This is a genomic window from Vulgatibacter sp., assembly GCF_041687135.1.
Taxonomy (GTDB): Bacteria; Myxococcota; Myxococcia; order Myxococcales; family Vulgatibacteraceae; genus JAWLCN01.
On sequence record NZ_JAWLCN010000004.1, the window covers coordinates 395410 to 415847 of the forward strand.

Genomic DNA, 20438 nt, shown 5'->3' on the forward strand with positions numbered 1-20438 from the left:
GAACCCACGCTACCGCAGGGCCAGCCGCCCCTGCTATGTGCGTCATCCATGCGCACCACCGAGAGCCGCGTCGTCGCCAACGGCCTGCAGCACCACGTGATCAGCTGGGGCCCCGACGGCGCGCAGCCCGCCGCCACCCTGCTCTGCCTCCACGGCTTCCTCGACGTGGGCTGGAGCTTCCGGCCGATGGCGGAGCGGCTCGTCGCCTGTGGCCACCGCGTCGTCGCCTTCGATTGGCGGGGCCACGGCGAGAGCGAGTGGGTGGGGCCCGGCGGCTACTACCACTTCATGGATTACGTCGCGGATCTCGCCGATCTCGTCGACGCCCTCGTCCCCGGGCCGCTCCACCTCGTCGGCCACAGCATGGGCGGCAGCGCCGCGTCGCTCTACGCCGGCGCCTTTCCGGAGCGGGTGGAGAAGCTGGTGCTCATGGAGGGGCTCGGTCCCGAGGCGCCGAACGAGCCCGAGCCCGCGAAGCGCACCGGCGCCTGGGTGCTGGCGGCGCGCAAGGCGCGGCAGCGGCAGCACCGCGTGCTCGCCTCCCTCGAGGAGGCGCTGGCGCGGATGCGGCTGCAGACGCCGGAGCTGGACGACGCCCTCGGCCTCGAGCTGGCGGCGCGCTCCACGCGGCAGGTCGAGGGCGGCGTGGTCTGGAGCTTCGATCCCCTCCACCGCACCCGCGGCCCCTATCCCTTCCACGCGGAGCTCTTCCGGGCCCACCTCGCGGCGATCACCGCGCCTACGCTCTGCATCGAGGGTGAGCGGGGCTACCGCGTGCCCGACCAGGAGGAGCGGCAGGCGGCGCTGCGCGACGCGCGGCGGATCGTGATCCCGGCGGTGGGCCACATGATGCACTGGCTCGCGCCGGGGCCGGTGGCAGAGGCGATCGACGGGTTCCTGCGGCGTTAATTGGCCGGCGGCAGCCGCACCGTGAAGCTGGAGCCGGCGCCCGGCAGGCTCTCCGCCGCCACGGTCCCGCCATGGGCCTCGACGATCCGCCGTACGAGGAAGAACCCCAGGCCCCAGCCGCCGTAATGCCGGCTCGAGACGCCGCGCTCGAAGCGTTCGAAGACCCGGGGCAGCCGCTCGGGCGCGATGCCGCTGCCACGATCCCGCACCACGAGCAGCGCGGCGCCCTCGCTCGTCCCGACCTCGATCCGGACGGGTTTGCCCTCGCCGAATTTGAGGGCGTTGTCGAGGAGGTTGCCCACCACCTCCCCGAGGCGCCGCCGATCCCAGAAACCCTCCACCGGGCCCGCTGCCACCACCTCCACCGCGGCGCCGGAGCGGGCGATGCGCTCCTGCATCGCAGCCACCACCTCCTCCACCACGGCGACCAGATCGATCGTCTGCCGCTCCAGCGTGAGCTCCCCGGATCCGATCTGCGAGACGTCGAGGAGCTGATCGACCAGCTGGTTGAGCCGCTTGAGGCCGCGCTGCGCGGTGGTGAGGGTGCGCTGGAGCGACGGGTCCTCGGCGGCGTCGCTCTTGCGCAGCTGCGAACCGATCGCCACCGACATCGAGGTGATCGGCGTCTTCAGCTCGTGGGAGGCGACCGAGAGGAAATCCTCCCGGACCTGCACCGCCTCCTGCGAGCCCCGGTAGAGCCTGGCGTTGTCGATGGCCAGCGCCGCGCGGCGGGCGAGCTCCTCGGCGACGGCGAGGTCCGCTGCGGTGAAGCGGCCTGCGGCGGCGGAGCCGAAGCTGAGCAGGCCGATGACGCGCCCGCGCCCCACCAGCGGCACCGCCATCGCGCTGCGCAGCCCGAGCCGCCGGAGCAGCGCCGCATGGGCCTCGTCCCGGGCGTAGGAAACGAGCCGCGCATCGTCGACGTCGGGCAAGAGGTGCGAAGCGCCGGAGCGGAGGATCTCGCCTGCGGGCTGCGGCGAGGTGGCATCGGGCGGATAGCGGCGCAGCAGCTCGTCGAGGTAGACCTCCTTCGCCGGGTCCGCGTGCACGCCGGCGACGCGGCGGATCTGCCCGCCCTCCTCGACCAGATCGATCACGCACCAATCCGCCATCGCCGGCACCGCGAGGTGGGCGAGGTCGTCGAGGGTCTGCTCGTAGTCGAGGGAGCCGGCGAGGATCACGCTCGCATCGGCGAGGAAGCGGATGGTCCGCTCGGCCCGCGTGCGCTCCTCCATCTCGCTCTGCACCGCGCGGAAGAGCCGGGCGTTCTCGATCGCGACGGCGATCTCGGGCGCGAGCAGCTCGAGGGTGCGCACGCGATCTGCGGCGAAGGCGTGGGTGGCGAGGGAATTCTCGAAACAGAGGGTGCCGAGCAGCTCTTCCTTGCGCCGGATCGGAAAGGCGAGGAGCGACATCGTCTTCCGGCGCACGAGGTAGGGATCCGCCCGCACCTCGGGGGAGGTGCGCACGTCGTCGATCACCACGGGCACCCGCTCGCGGCGCACGCGCTCGATGAGGTCGCGGGGCGCTGCATCGGAGCTGGCGAGCGGCGTCTCCTGGAGGAGGACCGGCGCTTCCGCGGCGCCGGTCGCACGGACCACCGGCACCCCGCCCTCCTCCAGCACCAGCGCCCCGCGCTCGGCGCCCACCGCTCGGATGCAGACCTCCACCAGCTTCGGGAGCAGGCGCTCGAAGCGGATCTCTCCCGAGATCGACTCCACCGCCTCGAGCAGGCTGAGCACGTCGAGGGTCCCGACGGCGCCGAGCTTCGGCGCCGCCTCCTCGAAGCCGAGCGCGACGCCGAAGGCCTCGTCGAGGGCCCGGACCTTCCCCGTCGCGCCCCAGCGCGCGTAGAGTTCGCGCGCGTCGCCGAGGTAGGCGCGGGCCACCCGCAGCCGCCCGAGCCGGTGGAAATGCCGGGCGGCGAGCTCGTTGGCGAGGGCAGCGTCGTGGAGGACGCCGCCCCTCGTCGCCCATTCGATCGACTCGTCGTAGCGCGCCGCGGCGTCGAGGGCGCGCCCCTCCACCCGGGCGATCTCCGCATCGAGGAGCAACCGGCGGTGGCGGAAATTCTCCGGGCAGCTCCGCTCCCAGGCGGCGAATTGTTCCCGCATCTGCCGGACCCTTTCCCACTGCGCCGCGGTGGGCGTCTGCGCGAGCAGGACGAGGGCGGTGGCGAAGGGATGCTCGGTCCCCACCACGAAACCGCCCAGCGCACGGAGGTGGGGGCGTGCCGCCTCGGCGTGGAAGCGGGCGCTCTCGAGGTCGCCGAAGAGGTGGGCCGCCCGCAGCCGGGTGATGTGGTAGAAGGCCGCCGGCACCGGGCCCTTGCCGCGGATTCTCTCCTCGAACGCCGCCTCGTCGAAGAGCTCGTCGCCCAGATGCCCGGGCGCGTCGGTGCGTCCCTGCAGGCAGCGGATCAGCTGCCGGTCGATCAGCAGGAAGGCCGGGACCGCCTCGTTGCCCATCCGCGCGAAGAAGGCCAGGCCCTCCTCGATGTCGGCGAGGATCCGGTCGAGCTCCACGCCGCCCACCACCGAGTGGACCACCACCGCGGTCCACGCGTTCGCCGCCTCCCCCGGGTCGCCGGTCTCGACACAGAGGCGGAACGCTTCCCGCGAGAGCCCCACCGCGTGCTCGAAGGGCATGCGCCACGGGGTCGCCACCATCGCCTCGAGGTGGAGCGCCGCCGCCTCCGCCGGACGGAAGCCCGATCGTCTGGCGAGGGCCACGGCGATGCTCGCGAATTGCTCCGCGGCGACGAACTCACCCCGCGCCGCGAGGGACATCGGCAGCGCCGCGAGGCTGAAGATCGATAGAGGCGAGAGGGTGTGCTCGAGGATGCGGATCACACCTCTGGTGGCGAGGTAGGGGCTGATCCCGCTGCCGATGAACCAGGCGGGCGGCAGCATCCTGGCGAGGACGAGGTGGAAGGCGTTCTCCTCCGACGCGGCGTCGAAGGGGCGATCGAGCAGGAACTCCGCGGATCGACCGGCGAGGAGCTCCGCGAGCCGGCGGTGCTCCTCCTCGGCGGCGGCGTAGAGATCACCTGCCGGGATCTCCATGCCGAAGCGGGCGTGCAGCACCTCGGTGCCGAGGGCGATCGCCTCCGCGAGGCGGCCTGCGGCAGACAGGGCCGTGATCCGCCGGGCCTGGAGCGCCGCGATCTCTTCGGTGGTGGTTGCATGGGCGAGCCCTACCAGCGCCAGCTCGTTGGCGAGATCGAGCTGGCCGGTGAGGAAGGCCGCCTCTGCAGCGTCGCGGTGGAGCTCGTAGAGGAGCGCGCGGGGCGCCGGAAGATCGGTGACGAGCTCGAGGCCCGTCTGGAAGTAGGCGAGGGCCGAGCCATGTGCAGCCGCCATCCGCGCGCCGGCCCCCGCCTCCAGGTTGCGACGCGCGCGCTCGATGCGCTGCGCCGGCGCCTCGTCGGGCGCCGCGCCGAGGTTGAGCTGATCGACCGCGCGGTAGAGCATGTTCTCACCACGCTCGGCGAGGAGGACGCGTCCGATCCGGCGATGGAGGGCGCGGCGGAGCTCCTCCGGGCACGACTCGTAGGCAGCTTGCTGGACCCGGTCGTGGACGAAGCGGACGCCGGCCCCCTCGACCCGCACCAGCAGCCCGTCGGCGACGAGGCTGCGGATGCTCGCTTCGATCGAGGCGAGCGGCGCATCGAGGAGCCCTGCGAGGAGGTCCGGTCGGAGATCGGGCCCCGCACAGGCCGCCGCCTGCAGCAGAAGTTGCTCCGCTTCCGGCAGGCCGTGGATCTGTCGGGCCATCAGATCGGCGACGTTCGAGCTGATCCCGACGCGCTCGATCTGCGGGAGGTCCCAGCTCCACCCCTGCGCGCGCTGGTCGTAGACGAGCAGCCCCTCGCGCTGCAGCGTCCGGAGGAACTGGCGGAGGAAGAAGGGATTGCCCCGGGTCTTCGCGACGACGAGCGCTGCGAGGGCGCGCACCCGTCCCCGCTCCACGTCGAGGGTCGCTGCGAGGAAGTCGACGGCCGCGTCCACGTCGAGCGGGCCGAGGGCGCAGCGCGTGATCGGGACACCGAGCCGCTCCACCACCGCCAACGCTGCCCACAGCGGGTGGTCGGCGGCGGCCTCCGCAGGCCGGACGCTCCCGACCAGCAGCACCCGCCGGGCCTCGGGATCGGTGGCCAGGGCCTGCAGCACCCGGAGCGACCCCTGGTCGGCCCACTGGAGATCGTCGAGGAAGAGGACGACCGGGCGATCGCGGGCGAGGGCACGGACCAGCCCCTGGACCGCCGTGCGAAAGCGCTGCTCCGCCTCCACCGGCTCGAGGTTCGCGACGGCGGGTATTTTGTCCCCCCGCACGTCCAACTCGGAGAGGAGCTCCGTCCCGATGCGGCCGGCGACGGCGACCACCTCCCGGAGGTGCCGGCAGACAGCCTCGTTGCGCCCGCTCGCGGTGCGGACCAGCGCCCGCAGCGCTTCGGTGAGCGGAAGGTAGGGCACGTTGGACGAACGGATCGCGGCCTTGCCCGCGCCGAAGCGACCACCGAGGCGTGCGGTCTCGTCCCGCAGCGCGGAGACGAGGGCGGTCTTGCCGATGCCCGGCTCGCCCTCGACGAGCACCGCCCGCACGCCATCGGCTGCAGCCTCCTCGAGGGCCCGGACGAGGAGGGCGCGTTCCGCATCCCGCCCGTAGAGCGCCTCGGGGAGCGGCAGCGCCTGCGCGAGATCGCCGAGCCCCAGCTCGAAGGGCTCGATGGCCCCGCATTCCTCCCACTGCTGCCGGGCCGCCTGCAGATCGCGGACGAGGCCGGCGGCGCTCTGGTAGCGCCGCTCCGGCGCCTTCTCGAGGAGCTTCTGGACCAGGTCCGAGAGGAGGCGGGGTACCGTGCGGTTCGCGATCGCCGCTGGCACGGGCACCTGTGCCAGGTGGGCGTGGACGAGCTCCAGCGGATCGGTCGAGCGGAAGGGCGGCGCGCCGGTGAGCATCGCGTAGAAGATCGCGCCCAGCGCGTAGAGATCGGCCCGGGCATCGACCGGGCGGTTCATGTGGCCGGACTGCTCGGGGGCGATCCAGGTGAGGGCCCTTCCCAGCCTGGCGGGCTCGAGGGGGCGGGCCTCGGCGAGGCCGCTTGCATCCTCGAAGTGGACCAGGGTCACCCGTCCCTCGGCGCCGAGGATCACGCGGGCGGGTGCCAGCGCGCCGTGGACCACCCGGCGGGCGTGGAGACGCGCCACCACCTCGGCGAGGCTGGTCGCGATCCCGAAGAAGAGGTCGACGGGGAGCGGGCCCGCATCGATGCGCTGCTGCAGGTTCTGGAGGCCGGCATCCTCGAGGACGAGGCGGGAGGGGGCGCCGTCCGTCCCCTCCACCGCGAGAAGGCGCACGACGCCGGGTCCCTCCACCCGGCGGAGCATCTCCTCCTCGTGCCGCAGGAGCTCGGACGCAGCGGGAGAGCGCGCGTCCTTCACGACGACGGGGAGCCCTTCCCGTCGCGCGTGCCGGATCACGAAGCGCGAGCAGCGGTGTCGCTCCGCATTGTCGTGCAGCGTGGCCATCGGAGAGGCAAACGTAGGCTCGACTGTGCCGATGTGCCCGTAGCCGGCCCCATTCCGGGGCTTCCACACCGGCGGTTTCCTGCGCATGCACCGTGCGCTTCGGCGGCCGACGCCCACGTCCCGCGCTCCGGGGCCCGATGCCGGGGAGCTCGAGGAGGCGGCGCCGCGCCGCCGCGTCCGGATTCCCGGCGAGGGCGCGTCGCAAACGCTCAAGCGTCGACCGCATCTCCTGCGGGCGCCTCCTCCGGTGGCGGGTAGGTGATCCGCTCGCCTTCGATCCGGGCAAAGGGGGTGAGGCGGTGGGGATGGACGCGGTCGCCGATCACCTGGAGCACCTCGGCGCCGCGGGCCAGCAGCGCGTCGGCGACGAGGGAGCGGTGGCAGCGCCAGGGCACCGCCTCCGAGCAGAGGATCGCCACCGGCCCCGCCTCGGCGAGCGCGCGCAGCTCGTGCAGGCCCGCGGCGAATTCTTCGGTCTGCATGTGATCGGCGTAGCCGCGGAAGGCGGCGCTGCGCCAGCCGGCGTTGGTCTCGTCGCCGCCGCGGGCCCTGCGGCGTCCGCCGAGGGCGCGGAGGTGGGCGTAGCCGAGCCCTCGCGCCCGTGCCGCGGCGGCGAGTGCGTCGCTGTCGAATTGCGGGTTGTGCCGCGAGCGCGGGTAGCTGCGGATGTCGACGAGGGTCACGACACCGAGGGCGAGGAGGCGCCCGAGCAGCACCTCGCGGTCGAGGGTGGAATGGCCGAGGGCGAAGACCCGGTGGCCGTGCCAGTCTCCCATCGCCACGCTACGCCGGATGCTCACCCGCTTCCTCGGCGGGCGCCTGTGGGCGGTGCTCCTCGGGGATCTCCCGCTTCGCCAGCGCCTTCACCGCCGGGCCGTGGATCACCTCGCCGGCGGTGTCGAAGCGCGAGCCGTGGCAGGGACAATCCCAGCTCCGTTCGCCGCTGTTCCAGTGCACGTAGCAGCCGAGGTGGGTGCAGACCGGCGAGACCGCCTGCAGCCCGCCCTCGTCGCTGCGGTAGACCGCGAGCCGCTCCACGCCGAGGCGCACCAGCCGGCCCTCGCCCCGCGGCACCTCGTCGAGGGAGCGCACCTCCGAGGGCGGCACCAGCCTGTCACCCAGCATGTAGCGGGCGTTCTCGGCGTTGTGCACGATCGCCTCCTTCGCCTGGGCGAAGGGCTTGAAGCGCGTGGCGGCGAGGAGCCGCGCCAGTGGGTGGGTCCTGTCGAGCAGCTCCTCGGAGAGGACGAGGCCCGCGATGATGCCATTGACCAGGCCGGTGCCGGAGAAGCCCGTCGCCACGTAGAGGTGGAGCGAGAGCGGGTTCCTGCCGATGAAGGGCAGGCCGTCGGCGGGTTCGTTCACCTGGCCGGACCAGCAGGCGTCGGTGCGCACGCCGAAGCGCGGCTCCGCCCAGGAGCGGAGCTGGTGGTAGCGGCTCTCCGTATCCTCCACCGCGCCCACCCGGTGATCGGCGCCGCCGACGATCACCACCGGGCCGTCCGCTGCCTCCCAGGTCCGGATGTAGTGGTAGGGATCGGCGGTGTCCCAGAAGAGGCCGGGGAGCGGGTCGGCGATCTTCGCGGTCACGATGTACGTTCGGTAGGGCGAGATCTTGCTGTGCATGCGGATCCGGTCGTGGATCGGCGCGTCGGTGGCGAGGACCACGTCACGGGCGACGACGCTGCCGTGGGCGGTGTGCACGCGGCAGGGCTTGCCGTCGTCCACCGAGACGACGCGGCTGCCGGTGAAGATCTGGCCGCCCGCGTCGACGAACGCCCTGGCGAGGCCGCGCAGGAAGGCGATCGGGTGGAAGACCGCCTGGTCCTCGAAGCGGATCGCGCCAGCGGTGGCGAAGGGCAGCGGCGCCTCGTCGATCCGGGAGACGGCGAGGCCGGCCTCCGCCGCTGCGCGCACCTCCCGGTCGAGTTCGTGCTCGTCCTTGCGCGACTCGGTGAAGAGGTAGCCGGGGACGCGGGCGAAGTCGCAGTCGATCGACAGCTCGCGGGTGAGGCGCTCCACCAGCGCGATCGCCTCCATCCCGCCGATGGCGAGGCGGCGGGCGCTCTCCCTGCCGAAGGTGGAAGCGATCTGGTGCCAGCGGGTGTCCTGCACCGCGGTGAGGTGGGCGCTGGTGTGGCCGGTCTCGCCGCTCCCCACCTCGCCGGCCTCGATCACCGCCACCCGCTTGCCCGCACGCTGGAGCAGCCAGGCGGTGGTCATCCCGGCGATCCCCGCGCCGACCACGGCGACGTCGGCCTGCAGCTCGCCCTCCAGCCGGGGGTGGTGGTGCAGCGGTGCCTTCTCCATCCAGAGCGTGTGCATGGCATCCTCCCGGCGGCGGCCCCTTCCCGCCCCTCCCTGAAGGCTGCGCACGGCGTCACCCACTCGACACCCGACCCGCGCCCCGGCGAGGATGCGGCCCTCGCCCCGTTGCCAAGGAATGACCATGCACCGCCTGCTCGTCCTCCTCCCCCTCGCCGCCCTCCTCGCCGGCTGCCCGGAGCGCCAGGAGGTCGTCGACGAGGTCGGCGGCCAGCCCGGCCGGATCATGGAGAAGATGAAGGGCGCCACCGAGCGCGCCATGGAGCAGGAGCAGGAGCGCCTCGACCAGATGGACGAGTAACGTCGCCGCCCGGGCCTGGGCGGGCTACCCTGAGGTCCATGGACGGTACCGTCGGTCTCAGCGAGGCCCTGCATCCCTACCTGGCGGAGCGCCCTGCCGCGTCCCGCACCGCAGCCGAGCGGCTCGAGGAGGAGCTCGTCTCCTTCCTCGCCCACCGGGGGCTGCCGATCGACGAGGAGGCGGGCCGGCGCGTCGCCCTCCTGCCGGCGAGCCATTTCGATCCCGGCCTCGCCTGGGCCTTCGTTGCCGACCACCTGATCACCCACGTCTCCCGGCCGGTGGAGGAGCTCGGCCGGATGGGCAGGCTCTTCGCCCGGGCACTCCGCGCTGCTGCGGAGCGCGGCGTGATGGATGCCGACCGGGCGAAGGCCTGCGCCAGCGCAGCCGAGCAGGCGGTCGCGGTGCTCCCCCGGCTCGACGCCCTCGCCCGCGCCCTCCGCGAGCGCCTCCGCGAGGGAAGACCCGGCCGCGCGCTCTACGAGAGCGATCCCGAGGCCTACGCTCGGGAGATGCAGCGCTGGGAATCCCAGCAGCCCCTCGCACAGGAGGAGCTCGAGGGCGGCTTCGTGGTCGAGGAGGTGGAAGAGCGCGCCGTGCGCCTCTACCACCGCCGCCGCCCGGACGAGTCGATCGAGCTCGAGCTGGCGCCGGCGGTGACCCGCCTCGTCCACGCGGGCGATCGCCTCGACGTGCAGCTCGGCCGCAACCGCAGCGGCTGGTTCCTGATGGACGTCTGGGCTGCGGCGGCGCCGGGCCCTGCCCTGCCGTGACCGTGCCGCGGCGCACGCTCCTCGGCGTGGCCCGCAGGGCCGGCGCGCCGATCGGCTACCCCTGCCGCGGCGAGGGCGTCTGCGGCAGGTGCACCGTGCTCATCACCGGCGGCGCCACCCGCCTCGCGCCGCCGGGTGATCGCGAACGCGCCCTCCTCGCCCACGTCGGCGCAGCGCCGGGCGAGCGCCTCGCCTGCCTCGCCGAGGTGGCGGAGGCAGGCTCGATCGATCTGCGCGTCGGTGGCGGCACCTACCGGATCGAGTGAACGCCCGGGTCAGCCCGTCACCTTGCCCCCGGTGAGCGGAAGGATCTGCCCGGTCACGTAGCTGCCGTCCTCCGAGGCGAAGTAGACGTAGGCCGGCGCGATCTGCTCGGGCTTCGCCACACCCAGCGGGTATTTGTCGCCGCCGTCCTTCTCGAGGAGCTGCGGCGTCTGGTCCCGGAGCATCGGCGTGTCCACCGGCCCGGGCGCCACGCAATTGACCAGGATCCCGCGGTCCACCAGGTATTTCGCCAGCGATTTGGTCATCGCGTGGATCCCGCCTTTGGTGGTCGAGTAGGCGGGATCGGTCGGGCTCCCCTCGATCCCCTGGATCGAGCCGGTGTTGACGATCCTGCCGCCCGCCCCCAGGTGCCCGCCCCGCAGCGCCTCGCGGATCATCAGGAAGTAGCCGACGAGGTTGGTGCGGAGGATCCGCTCCCACGCCTCCACGGGATAGTCCTCCCATTTGCCCCGCTGCTCGACGCCTGCGTTGTTGACGAGGATGTCGAGGCCGCCGAGGGCGCCGATCGCCTCCCGGTAGAGCCGCGCCACCTCCTCCTCCTGCCCGACGTCCGCCTGCACCACCACGCACTTCCCGCCAGCTGCCTCGACCTGCCGCCGCGTCTCCGCCGCCCCCTGCTCGTCCGCGTGGTAGACGATGGCGACGTCGGCTCCCTCCCGCGCGAAGGCCACGGCGACCGCCCTGCCGATTCCGCTGTCCCCGCCGGTGATGATCGCGCGCTTACCCTCGAGCCGTGCCGCCATGATCCCTCCTCGTCTTTTCGAAGAGGACGAAGCTGCGCCGCTGCGCACGGGGGGACCAGCCCCCGGCCGGAGTCGGTCCGCAGCCCGGGTGATCAGACCGCCAGCAGCAGCTGCTGCTCCTCCGCCACCCGCCGCTGCCGGGCAGGCCTGCGCGCCCGGGTCTGCCTGGGCGCCGGCGCCTGCCGCTGCCCGAGAGCCCGCTCCCGCACCTTGAGGGTGCCGGTCTCCCGGTCGATCACCGCCACCCGGACCACGCCGTCCGCGCCGCGGGCAGGGGCGAGGTCGAGGCGCAGGCGCTCCCCGCCGAGGCCGATGCAGACCGGTCCCGCCAGCTCCTCCACCCGGCTCAAGCCCCCGGTGGCCCGCCAGAGCCTGGTCGCGCCCTCGCCTGCTGCCACCGCCAGCGGCGCCACCAGCCTGGGGGCGCCGCCGGTCGCCTGGACCTCCCGCCGCGTGGCGGGCGGCTGGCGCTGGTGGCCGAGGACCGCGATGCCGTCGATCACCGTCGCCTCGGGGAGGGCCTTGAGCCGCGCCCGCAGCTCCGCCGGCAGGGAGGCGTCCTTCGTCCGCTGCCGCTCGCCCTGCCCGAGGAGGCAGTCGGCCCTGTCGAGCTGCGCCAGCGCCGCAGCATCGCCGGGACCCGGGGCACCCACCAGGCGGCCGAGGCAGACGATCCGGTCGCAATCCGCAAGCAGCTCCAGCGCCGCAGCGAGGACTGCAGGGTCACCGTCGATACCGTGGAAGAAGCCGTAGCGCATCGTTCGCCTCCTGTGCAGCGGTGCAGCTCTGCACCGACGTTCAGGAGACTAGCGCAGGGGTCTGACATTGGGCCCCGGCGCTCCTGCCGCGCACGAAAAAAGCCCCGGGATCTCCGGGGCTTTCGTCATTCGGGCCGCTGCGCGGCAGGATCAGATCGAGAGCGGCGCGCCGGTCGCGGGCACGGCGCCCGGGGTCCGGAACGGCGTGGCCGGGGTCACGACCCTGCCCCCGACGATCACGCGGTAGACGTAGATCCGACCGGGCTCGAGGCCCTTCAAGACGAGATCGTGCGAGGTGCCGCCGGACGACCGCACCACCCGGCTCGCGGTGGGGGCCATGCCCCACTCCACCAGCACCGGCGCGTCGGTCGGCGTCTCGAGGTGGAGGCGGGCGACGCCTTCCCCGAGCTGGAGCTCGGGCTGCGCCACCGCCGCAGGCTTCGCGCCGGCGAGCTGCGGCAGCACCAGCGCCAGGAGCAGCGCGAGGCCGAGGAGGACGACGGCACCGAGCGACGGCGCTGGGCGCGCGGCGATCGCGAGGGCGACCGGCTTGCGGCGGGGGGGAACCGGCGTCGGGCTGCGGTAGGTCCTTCTCCTCACGTTCGCTCCTTCGGCAGGGGCACGACCTCGTGCCACTTTCCCTCGAACAGGGGACCGGGCCCCGTCTCTTCCGCAGCGCGGCGGAGGCGAGGACGAATTCCTGGAGGAGAGCGTAGCGGATCCTCTCCCGCGGATCGAAGGGTCCCTGCCTGCACGTTGGACGCTCGACAGGCCGGCAGGGATTCGAACGATCGGATCGATCAGGCCCGCGGCAGGAGCCCCGCCGCCTGATCGAGCTCGAGGCGCACGCTGCGCAGGGCGCGGACCGCCTGTGCGTGGGCGAGGTTGATCCGGTCGGCCTCCGCCTCCAGCGCCGCCACCTCGTACTCGTCGGCGCGGCGCGCAGCGAGCACCAGCCGCTCGAGGGCCTGGTCCCGGTCCATCTCCATCCGCGCGATCGCCGCGTCGATCTCCCGCTTCAAGCGCCGCTCCGCCTCGGCCTTCGCCGCCTCGTGGGCGGCACCCACCGCCCGCGAGAGCACCTCCTGCGGCGCCTGCGGGGGCTGCATCCCCTCGGGCTCCTCGAGATCCTCGAGGAGCTCGTCGCGGACCTTGCCGGTCTCGCTGCCCCGGGCCAGCTCCACCGCCACCTGGTAGCGGGTGCTGTCGAGGTAGCGGGCAGCCTGCCGCGAGGGAACCCGCGAGCCGGTGGCGAGATCCTCCGGCTCGGGGAAGACCGCGAGGTAGGTGAAGGCGAAGCCCACCGCCGCGGGGCGCACGTGATCCGACGCCAGCCACGCGGCCCTGCCGAGCTCGCCGTCTCGCGCCCAGGCGAAGAGCCCCTCCACCAGCGGGTGGCCGGTGGCGAAGAAGTCGTTCTCCTCCTGCACCACGGCGGTGTCGCGCCAGAAGGAGCCGAGGATCGGCTGCTCCGAATCGAGGTCGACGCCGGCGATCGCATCCACCGCCATCTCGCCGCCGAGCTTGAACTGGCACTGGAACGCCTCGACGTGCTCCTCGCAGTCGGCAGTGATCCCGACCCGGCGGGCGAGGCCCACCACCTCGTCCTCGAGGCGCTCGTCGAGATCGCGGGCCACGTGCCAGAGCGCCTCCTCGAGCTCCTCGTCCTCGTCGACCTCGATGCCGAGGCGACCTGCGCCGCGCTCCACCAGCCGGCGCACCGCCGCCTTGTCGAAGGAGCGGAGGTCGAGGAGCGGATCGTAGGCGCGCCGCACCTCGTCGCGTGCAGCGGCGACGCGGCGGGCGAGCTCCTCGGCGTAGTCGTCGAAGGCCTGCTCGTCGCCTGCCGCGGCGAGCTTGGTCACCGAAGGCTCCACCCGCTCCAGCACCGGATCGAGACCGCCCACGGTCTCGTCGAAGACGCGCACCGCGCCGGCCATCAGATCGAAGACCCGCGCGCCCACGCTGCCCTCGACGCGGAAGCAGTGGACCTGCACCTCGTGGTGCTGGCCGATGCGATCGAGGCGGCCGATGCGCTGCTCGATCGCCGCCGGGCTCCAGGCGAGGTCGTAGTTGATCAAGTGGTGGCAGAACTGGAAGTTGCGCCCCTCGCCGCCCACCTCGGTGGAGAGCAGCACCGCCGGCCCCTCGGGATCGCGGAAGCGGGCCACCTGCCGGTCGCGCTCGAGCTGGTCGAGATCGCCGTGGTAGAGCGCGCTCTCCACGCCGCCGCGGCCGAGCACGTCGCGGACGTAGTCGAGGCTCTCGCGCGCCTCGCAGAAGAGGAGGATCTTCGCGCCAGGCTCCTCCCGGTGGATCCGCTGCACCAGCTCGAGGAGCGCCTTCGCCTTGGCATCGGCGCTGGGCCCCTCCAGCGTCGCCGCCCGCTGGGCGAGCTCCTTCTGCTTGTGGGCAGCGAGCGCAGCAGCCGCTGCACGGGGCGAGGAGTCGAGGCGCTTGAGCAGCGAAGCCATCGCCGCGCCGCTGGCGCGCAGCCCGCCGCTGGCGAGACGCTCCCGCACGTCGGCGCGGAACTGCCGCTCCGCCGGGGAGGGGACGACGTCGTGGCGCACGAGCCGCCGCGGGGCGAGCCCCCCGACCAGCGCGCGCCGGTTGCGGATCAGCCGCGAGGAGATCGAGTAGGCCTCGGCGAGGTGGAGCACGAAGGCGTCGAGCGCGCCCTCCTCCCCGTCGCGCAGCGCATCGAGCTTCTCCTCGAGGATCTCGTCCTCGGGGAGCATCTCCGCAATCGCCTCGGCGACCGCCACCTGCCCCGCGGGATCCTGCGCAGCGAGGAGCTCGCGGGTGCGATCGGAGAGATCGCCCTGGCGCTTGAGCCGCTTCTTGAACTCGTCGAAGGTCTCCGGCGTCGCCGGATCGACGAGGCTGAGGAGCTTGAAATGCTCCTCCGGATCGAGCTGCAGCGGCGTCGCCGTGAGGAGGAGCAGGCCGTGCGAATTGTCCGCCGCCGCCTCCGCGGCGGCGAAGGCCCTGGGCGAGACGAGGTGGTGGGCCTCGTCGAAGATGACGAGGTCCCAGCGCGCCGCCGGATCGGAGATCGCCTCGCGGTGCTCCTCGCTGCGGGCGAGGAGCTCGAGGGAGGTGACCACCTTCGGAAAGCGCCACCACGCCGGACGCGGATCGGCCTCCGCCTCCTTGGCGAGCCGCTCGCCGTCCAGCAGCGTGAAGAGCGAATGGAATTTGTGGTAGAGCTCCGCCAGCCACTGCACCGTGAGATGCGCCGGCGCCACCACGAGGACGCGCTTGGCGATGCCGGTGTTGGCGAGCGCCGCGTAGATCATCCCCGCTTCGATCGTCTTGCCGAGGCCCACCTCGTCCGCGAGGACGAAGCGCGGCATCCGCGCCGAGAGCACCCGCTGCACCACCGAGAGCTGGTGGGGCTTGGGCATCACCCTGCTGCCGAAGAGCGCGCCGAGCGCATCGGCGCGGCGCTCGAGATCGAGGCGTACCGCCCGCTCGCGCAGCGAAAAATCCGAAGCTTTGAGCTTCTGCCCGGAGGCGAGCAGATCGAGCGCCCCGGCCTTGGGCGGCCGCGGCACCAGCTCCACCTCGGAGAGCGCCTCGTCGGAGCCGTCGCTGAAGCCGAGCAGGTAGCGGTAGAAGGGCGAGCCCTGCGACTCCCGGACCTCGATCACGCGGGCCCTGCGGCCGTCTGCGAGGGAGACCTCGTCCCCCGCGCTGTAGTGGAAGCGGATGACCGCCGGATCCTTGGCGGAGACCAGGAAGGGCGCTCCCTGCCTGCCCGCAAAGCGGACCTCGAGGAAACGGCCGTCCTCGTGGACCTGGAGGATCTCACCCACTCCCCAGGAGGGCTGGGCTCGATGCACGATTTTCATCCCGGGGGTGTGCATGGCAGGCAGCTAACAGCGAAGAGCTGAACGGTCAACGTTTCGCCATGGGACCGTTACCCGCGGCGACCCGGGGTGGAACCGATTTTGCCCACCCGTTCCCTCCGTGTCGCCATCCCACCCCGCAGCAGGGGGCCTCCGGCGCGTTCCCACGCGGGCACGGCGGTTGCTCATCAGCTGCCCCGTGCGTCCCCTCCTCGCCACGGTCCTCGTCCTCCTCGCAGCCTGCGGCAGCGCAGGTGACGAACGCTACCGCGACCAGCTCCTGCCCCTCGTTCCCGGCGCCACCTGGGACTACCGCACCGCCGACCGCACCGGCGCCCCCGGCGCGAGGACGGTCCGGGTCGCAGGTGAGGCGGGGGGCGGCCTCGTCCTCGAGACCCGGGAGAACGGCAGCGTGCGCCGCAGCTTCCTCGAGGTGCAGGCGCTGGTCCTCGCGGTGCGCGAGGTGGAGCGCGCCCCGGACGGCACCGAGACCGAGGAGCTCTTCACCCCGGGCGCGCTGCGGGGCCTCGCCCGCGCGGACCTCGAGGCTGGCGACGTCTTCGAGCACCGCTGGACGGGGACGCGCGAGGGCGCCCTCGCCGAGGAGATCGAAGCCCGCTGGACCGTGGAGGCGGTGGGCGAGACGGTGAACGTCGCTGCAGGCCTCTTCGAGGACGCGGTGCGGATCCGCCGCACGCAGAGCGACGGCAACGACGCGCTCCTCTGGTACGCCCCAGGGGTCGGCCTCGTCCGGGCCCGGGGCGCCGAGCAGCTCGAGCTGGTCCACTGGGCCCTGCCCTGAACGGGCCTTCCCACCGGGCCGTCGGCTCTGGAATGCTCCCCTCCTTCGTAGCAACCAAGGGGGGAATCGATGGGTCGCGATCTACGCGTCGTCCTGGTGGCAGCGGTGCTTCTGGCAATCGGGCTCTTCGGCGTCGCAGCTGGCGCGCAGGGGCAGGCGCCGCCGACCAACCGCGGCGCGACCCAGGGCAGGGCCGACCCGAAGATGGTCGAGCGCGGCGCCTATCTCGCCCGGATCGCCGGCTGCGGCGATTGCCACACGCCGATGAAGATGGACCCGGCCCTCGGCGTGCTCGCGCCCGACATGAGCCGCGCCTTCTCCGGCCACCCGCAGGGCGGAGCGAAGCCCGGCGGCAAGCTCGGCGAGAAGGACGTCGGCCTGATCGGCCCGACCTTCACCTCGTTCCAGCTCCCCTTCGGCACCGTCTACGCGGCGAACCTCACGCCCCACGAGACCGGCATCGGCAACTGGACCGAGCAGCAATTCGTCCAGGCGATGCGGACCGGCATGCACCTCGGCGATCCGAAGGCCCGGCCGATCCTGCCGCCGATGCCCTGGCAGAACCTCATGGGCGCCACCGATCAGGACCTGAAGGCGATCTTCGCCTACTTCAAGTCCCTGCCGCCCATCGCCAACGCGGTGCCCCAGCCCGAGGTGCAGCCCGCCGTCTACGAGCAGCTCACCAGGGCCTACGCGAAGATGCGGGAGCAGGCGCCCACCGGCATGGACGCGAACATGAAGAAGCGGGCGATGGAGCCGCAGCAGAAGAAGCAGGGGCCGCCGAAGCCCCGGTGATCGATCAGGCCCACCGTGCCTGGCCGGTGAGGAGCGCGAGCAGCTGGTCCGGTGCGTCGACGTGGACGAAGTGGCCGCTCCCCTCGAGCGTCGCCACCGGACAGCCCGCGCGCTCCATCCGCTCCTTCGATGCGTCGGTGACGTAATGGGCGAGGGCGCCGCGCACGCAGCGCACCTGCGCGCCGGGCCGCTCCACCGCCTCCCAGAGGTCGGCGGCGTTGACCCGCTCGTGGAGCCGGGCGAGGGCGTCGCGGTCGATCCGCCAGACGTAGCCGGCGTCGGTGTGGACCAGGTTCATGAGGAGCCACTCGACGATCCCCGGCTTGATCCCGCGCCCGGCGAGAAAGCGCCGCATCGTCTCGCGATCCGGCGCCTGCGCCGGCGCCTCGAGGAGCTTGTCGAGGACCTGCGCGCTCTCCGAGGTGCCGTGGGCGATGGGGCCCGGCGCGATGTCGAGCAGGGTCACCTCGCGCACCGCCTCCGGCACCACCAGCGAGGCGGCGAGGGAGACGCGGCCACCGAAGGAGTGGCCCACCCAGGAGAGCGGTCCCTCGATCCCCTCGGCGCGCGCCGCTGCGAGCACGTCGCGGGCGATGGCGCCGAGGTCGGCGTCGTCCGCCACCGCGGGCGAGATGCCGTGCCCGGGCAGATCGGGGAGCACGAAGGAGAGCTGGGGATCGAGCTGCGCCCAACGCCTGGCGAAGGAGGCGAGGTTGCGGCCGGAGCCGAGGAAGCCGTGGATGAGGACGACGGGGCGCGGGCCCGCTCCGACGCGGATGGTGGCGAGCATGGATGTCCTCCCGGGTGCGATGGAGAATCTGCGCTGGAGGGCGCGAGGCGGCATCGCATTAGTCGGCGACAACCGTGCACGCAAGCCGCAAAGGCGCTTGCGATCCGCCCCGGGCGTGCGCACGCTCGCCTTCTTCCGGGTGGAGAAGGGGTCCGATCGTTGATCGGGGCGGTGGCCTCTGCTATCCAGCGCCGTTCATCGGTTTTCGGGCCGGATGCCGGCCCCTTCGCACCAGGAGAAGCCCATGGCCGCCAAGCGTGGCAACCGCAGCAAGAAGAAGCTCGCCAACCGCTCCAAGACCAAGCGCGCGGTCCTCAAGCGCCGCCGCCGCCAGCGCCGCACCAGCCTCCGCAAGGGCATGCGCGCCAGGTAAGCAGCACAAGGGAGGGCAAAGATGCCGGAGAACGACGCCTTCAGCCGGGACCTCGGCTACCTGGACAAATTCTTCGACAAGCTGGAAGAGCACGCCGGCACCCTTCCCTCCGACGCCGGCCAGCGGTTGCGGTCGCTCCTCTCCGAGGAGCGCACCCGCTGGGCGGAGATCCGCAAGCTGGTGGGAGCCGGTGGCGCACCGGCCCCTGCAGCTGCGGCGGGCACCGAGGCTTCCACGGCCAGGCCGGAGGGCGCACCAGCAGCAGCGCCGCCCGCCGCCGAAAGGCCGCCCGAGGTCCATCCCTACACCCGCGCGATGCAGGTCGGCCTCGCCCAGCTGCCCCGCGAAGCGGCCCCTCCCATACGACCTCCCGCAGGGATGGGAGGCCCTACCGGGGATGGGAGTGCAAGAAATTACAGCTCCCCCAGCGGTTTGACGGTTGGTAGCTTGAAGCCCCGTCGCTGAAGCTGTATCGATTGTGGCGTGTACGTCCCGGTTGTCACGGGGCGTGGGGGGCTTCATGTCGAACAAGCGCCGCGTGCCTCGCCAGAAGAGGCGCCTCAACGTCCGTTTCCGTTCCGAGGGGGGTCGCGAACGCTCGGCCTTCACCGGCGACGTGAGCCGCGACGGCCTCTACGTCACCTGCGCCACCCCCGAACTGCCCGGCCGTCTCCTCGAGCTGGACGTCGAGCTCCCCGGCGTCGGCGAGGTGCAGGTGAGCGGCGTGGTGGCTTGGACCAAGCGCGTGCCCCACCAGCTCCAGTCCGTGACCCGCGGCGGCTTCGGCGTCGAGATCCGCCTCTCGCCCTGGGAGTGGGCGGCGTTCTTCGACCGCGCTGCCAGCAAGGCTTCCTGAAGCGTTCGAGAGCGCGGGCCGCTTCGCTCCCGCCGAAGCGCGGACGCGGGCCGGGGAGGCGCCGCGTCCGCGAGTTGCTGCTGCTTAGAGCGTGCTGCGCGGGGTAGCCGGCAGCGGTGCGTCGCAGCAGCCGGCGAGCGCCCGGCAGCTGTCGAATTCCGCGGGCATGCAGGTCTCGACGAGCACGCATTCACCGCTCGGTGTCACCGCGGTCTGCGTCACCTCGAGGCAGCTCTCGCTCTCGTAGGTCACCCAGCCGGACCAGAGGCCGTCGTAGGACGACGAAGCGAAGTCGTAGATCCCGTAGCGCGCGAAGACGGTGATGGGGCCGCCGCCGGTACCGTCGTCGCCACCGGAGCCACCCGCGCCACCGGAGCCGCCGTCGCCGCCCGAGCCACCCGAACCGCCCCCGTCGATCGGGATGGCCGTGAAGGGCGTGTTGACGAAGAACTGCGGCGGTAGCCGCGGCTGCTGCGCCTGGAGCCCGCCCGGCATCTGCATCACCGGCGCGTCGGTCAGCAGATCCGGATCCCCCACGTAGAAGATCGCCGCGGTGATCCACCGGCGGGTATAACCCGCGTAGTCGTGCACGCCGTAGGAGCTGGTGTTGCGGCAGTCGCCCACGAGGTTCACGGGGATCTGCACCTCGAAGACGTCGTCCTGCTGGAGGAACTCCAGCTCCGAGCCGCCTCCCGAGACCCAGGTGGCCAGGCGGTCCTCGACGATCTTCACCGGATTGAAGCCGAGGTTGACCAGCCCGCCGTTCCAGGTGGTGGGCACGTCCATCTCGTGCTGGAACGAGACGTTGGCGGAGCTGATGCTCCCCTGGTGGAAGACCGGGTCGGACGAGTCCCAGACGCCGATCGGCCAGAGGCTCGCGCCGTCGTTGTCGTTGATCACGACGGGCGTGCCGAAGACCAGCTGCGATTTGGTCAACCGCGTGGTGCCGCTGAGGATCGGCTTGCAGAAGATCTGGCCGCTCAGGCTGTAGACCGGCGGCGAGGAGACCACCTCGAGCTGGCGCGCCATCGGCGAGGTGCTCGGCGACACGTTCTGCACGGTGAAATTGATCCGCGGGGTGGCCGACGTGATCAGGATGCTCGCGACCCCGGAGGAGAGGTCGGACTCGTCCGCTGCCTGCGCGGACGTGGGGCTCGCCGCCGCGACGACGAGGGCGAGAAGAGCGAAGGGGGTGATGCGTGGCATGACGGGCTGCCTCCAGAGACGGGACCATCGAGGTCCGGGTGCGCTCCGCCCTTCATCAACATGCGTGCCACGTGCGGACGGCTCTCCAGCCCGCCTTTCCGGCCTTCTGGCTGCCTCCTGCAGTGCGCGAGCGCTGCTGC

At 72.6% G+C, this 20438-nt stretch carries 18 protein-coding genes; 9 read left to right on the top strand and 9 right to left on the bottom strand.

All coding sequences use genetic code 11. The features are described 5' to 3' along the window. Positions 1-48: 48 nt before the first annotated feature. Positions 49-909, top strand: a complete 861-nt coding sequence (locus ACESMR_RS12770) for an alpha/beta fold hydrolase (protein WP_373047462.1) — start codon at positions 49-51, stop codon at positions 907-909. On the opposite strand, the gene ACESMR_RS12775 is transcribed toward ACESMR_RS12770, so the two are convergent. The 3 genes from ACESMR_RS12775 to ACESMR_RS12785 form a co-directional block, all read right to left on the bottom strand. Continuing rightward, on the bottom strand, positions 906-6440 hold the full coding sequence (locus ACESMR_RS12775; RefSeq protein WP_373047463.1) for an AAA family ATPase: 5535 nt from the start codon (positions 6438-6440) through the stop codon (positions 906-908). The genes ACESMR_RS12770 and ACESMR_RS12775 overlap by 4 nt on opposite strands. Positions 6441-6649: 209 nt before the next feature. Continuing rightward, positions 6650-7240, bottom strand: a complete 591-nt coding sequence (locus tag ACESMR_RS12780; RefSeq protein ID WP_373047464.1) for a DUF488 family protein — start codon at positions 7238-7240, stop codon at positions 6650-6652. Beyond that, the gene (locus tag ACESMR_RS12785; RefSeq protein ID WP_373047465.1) at positions 7224-8765 is read right to left on the bottom strand and encodes an FAD-dependent oxidoreductase; all 1542 of its coding nucleotides are present in this window, start codon (positions 8763-8765) and stop codon (positions 7224-7226) included. Before ACESMR_RS12785 ends, ACESMR_RS12780 begins: the two co-directional genes overlap by 17 nt. A gap of 124 nt (positions 8766-8889) precedes the next feature. On the opposite strand from ACESMR_RS12785, the gene ACESMR_RS12790 reads away from it, so the two are divergent. From ACESMR_RS12790 to ACESMR_RS12800, 3 genes are read left to right on the top strand one after another with little or no spacing between them, the layout of a single operon-like run. Continuing rightward, entirely contained in the window at positions 8890-9066 is a 177-nt protein-coding gene (locus tag ACESMR_RS12790; protein ID WP_373047466.1) for a hypothetical protein, read from the top strand. Between the two features lie 38 nt (positions 9067-9104). Continuing rightward, on the top strand, positions 9105-9836 hold the full coding sequence (locus tag ACESMR_RS12795; protein ID WP_373047467.1) for a hypothetical protein: 732 nt from the start codon (positions 9105-9107) through the stop codon (positions 9834-9836). Further along, complete coding sequence (locus tag ACESMR_RS12800) at positions 9833-10102, top strand: 2Fe-2S iron-sulfur cluster-binding protein (protein WP_373047468.1); 270 nt, start codon at positions 9833-9835, stop codon at positions 10100-10102. The genes ACESMR_RS12795 and ACESMR_RS12800 overlap by 4 nt, the downstream gene beginning before the upstream one ends. A 9-nt stretch (positions 10103-10111) precedes the next feature. Here the strand turns inward: ACESMR_RS12800 and ACESMR_RS12805 are convergent, their stop codons facing one another. From ACESMR_RS12805 to ACESMR_RS12820, 4 genes are all read right to left on the bottom strand, one after another. Next, positions 10112-10864: an SDR family oxidoreductase gene (locus ACESMR_RS12805; RefSeq protein ID WP_373047469.1), complete on the bottom strand. Its 753-nt coding sequence runs from the start codon at positions 10862-10864 to the stop codon at positions 10112-10114. A 92-nt stretch (positions 10865-10956) separates the two neighbouring features. Beyond that, positions 10957-11622, bottom strand: a complete 666-nt coding sequence (locus tag ACESMR_RS12810; protein ID WP_373047470.1) for a hypothetical protein — start codon at positions 11620-11622, stop codon at positions 10957-10959. A 150-nt stretch (positions 11623-11772) separates the two neighbouring features. Continuing rightward, complete coding sequence (locus ACESMR_RS12815) at positions 11773-12222, bottom strand: hypothetical protein (protein ID WP_373047471.1); 450 nt, start codon at positions 12220-12222, stop codon at positions 11773-11775. Positions 12223-12422: 200 nt separating this feature from the next. Further along, positions 12423-15479 carry a helicase-related protein gene (locus ACESMR_RS12820; protein ID WP_373047472.1) on the bottom strand — a complete coding sequence of 1019 codons (3057 nt, stop codon included), beginning with the start codon at positions 15477-15479 and terminating at the stop codon, positions 12423-12425. Positions 15480-15675: 196 nt separating this feature from the next. Here ACESMR_RS12820 and ACESMR_RS12825 point away from each other — a divergent pair, with 196 nt between their 5' ends. Next, on the top strand, positions 15676-16278 hold the full coding sequence (locus ACESMR_RS12825; protein ID WP_373047473.1) for a hypothetical protein: 603 nt from the start codon (positions 15676-15678) through the stop codon (positions 16276-16278). 69 nt (positions 16279-16347) lie between these two features. Beyond that, positions 16348-17073, top strand: coding sequence for a diheme cytochrome c-553 (locus ACESMR_RS12830; protein ID WP_373047474.1), 726 nt, complete (start codon positions 16348-16350; stop codon positions 17071-17073). Between the two features lie 4 nt (positions 17074-17077). Here the strand turns inward: ACESMR_RS12830 and ACESMR_RS12835 are convergent, their stop codons facing one another. Next, on the bottom strand, positions 17078-17863 hold the full coding sequence (locus ACESMR_RS12835; RefSeq protein ID WP_373047475.1) for an alpha/beta fold hydrolase: 786 nt from the start codon (positions 17861-17863) through the stop codon (positions 17078-17080). Between the two features lie 244 nt (positions 17864-18107). Between ACESMR_RS12835 and ACESMR_RS12840 the strand changes: the two genes are divergently transcribed. Genes ACESMR_RS12840 through ACESMR_RS12850 form a run of 3 tightly spaced genes read left to right on the top strand, consistent with a single transcriptional unit; the run spans position 18108 to position 19092 of the window. Continuing rightward, entirely contained in the window at positions 18108-18236 is a 129-nt protein-coding gene (locus ACESMR_RS12840) for a hypothetical protein (protein ID WP_373047476.1), read from the top strand. Positions 18237-18257: 21 nt separating this feature from the next. Further along, positions 18258-18701: a hypothetical protein gene (locus ACESMR_RS12845; RefSeq protein ID WP_373047477.1), complete on the top strand. Its 444-nt coding sequence runs from the start codon at positions 18258-18260 to the stop codon at positions 18699-18701. Between the two features lie 55 nt (positions 18702-18756). Beyond that, positions 18757-19092, top strand: a complete 336-nt coding sequence (locus ACESMR_RS12850) for a PilZ domain-containing protein (RefSeq protein ID WP_373047478.1) — start codon at positions 18757-18759, stop codon at positions 19090-19092. A gap of 84 nt (positions 19093-19176) precedes the next feature. Here ACESMR_RS12850 and ACESMR_RS12855 read toward each other — a convergent pair whose 3' ends face one another. Continuing rightward, positions 19177-20298: a hypothetical protein gene (locus tag ACESMR_RS12855; protein WP_373047479.1), complete on the bottom strand. Its 1122-nt coding sequence runs from the start codon at positions 20296-20298 to the stop codon at positions 19177-19179. Positions 20299-20438: the final 140 nt, after the last annotated feature.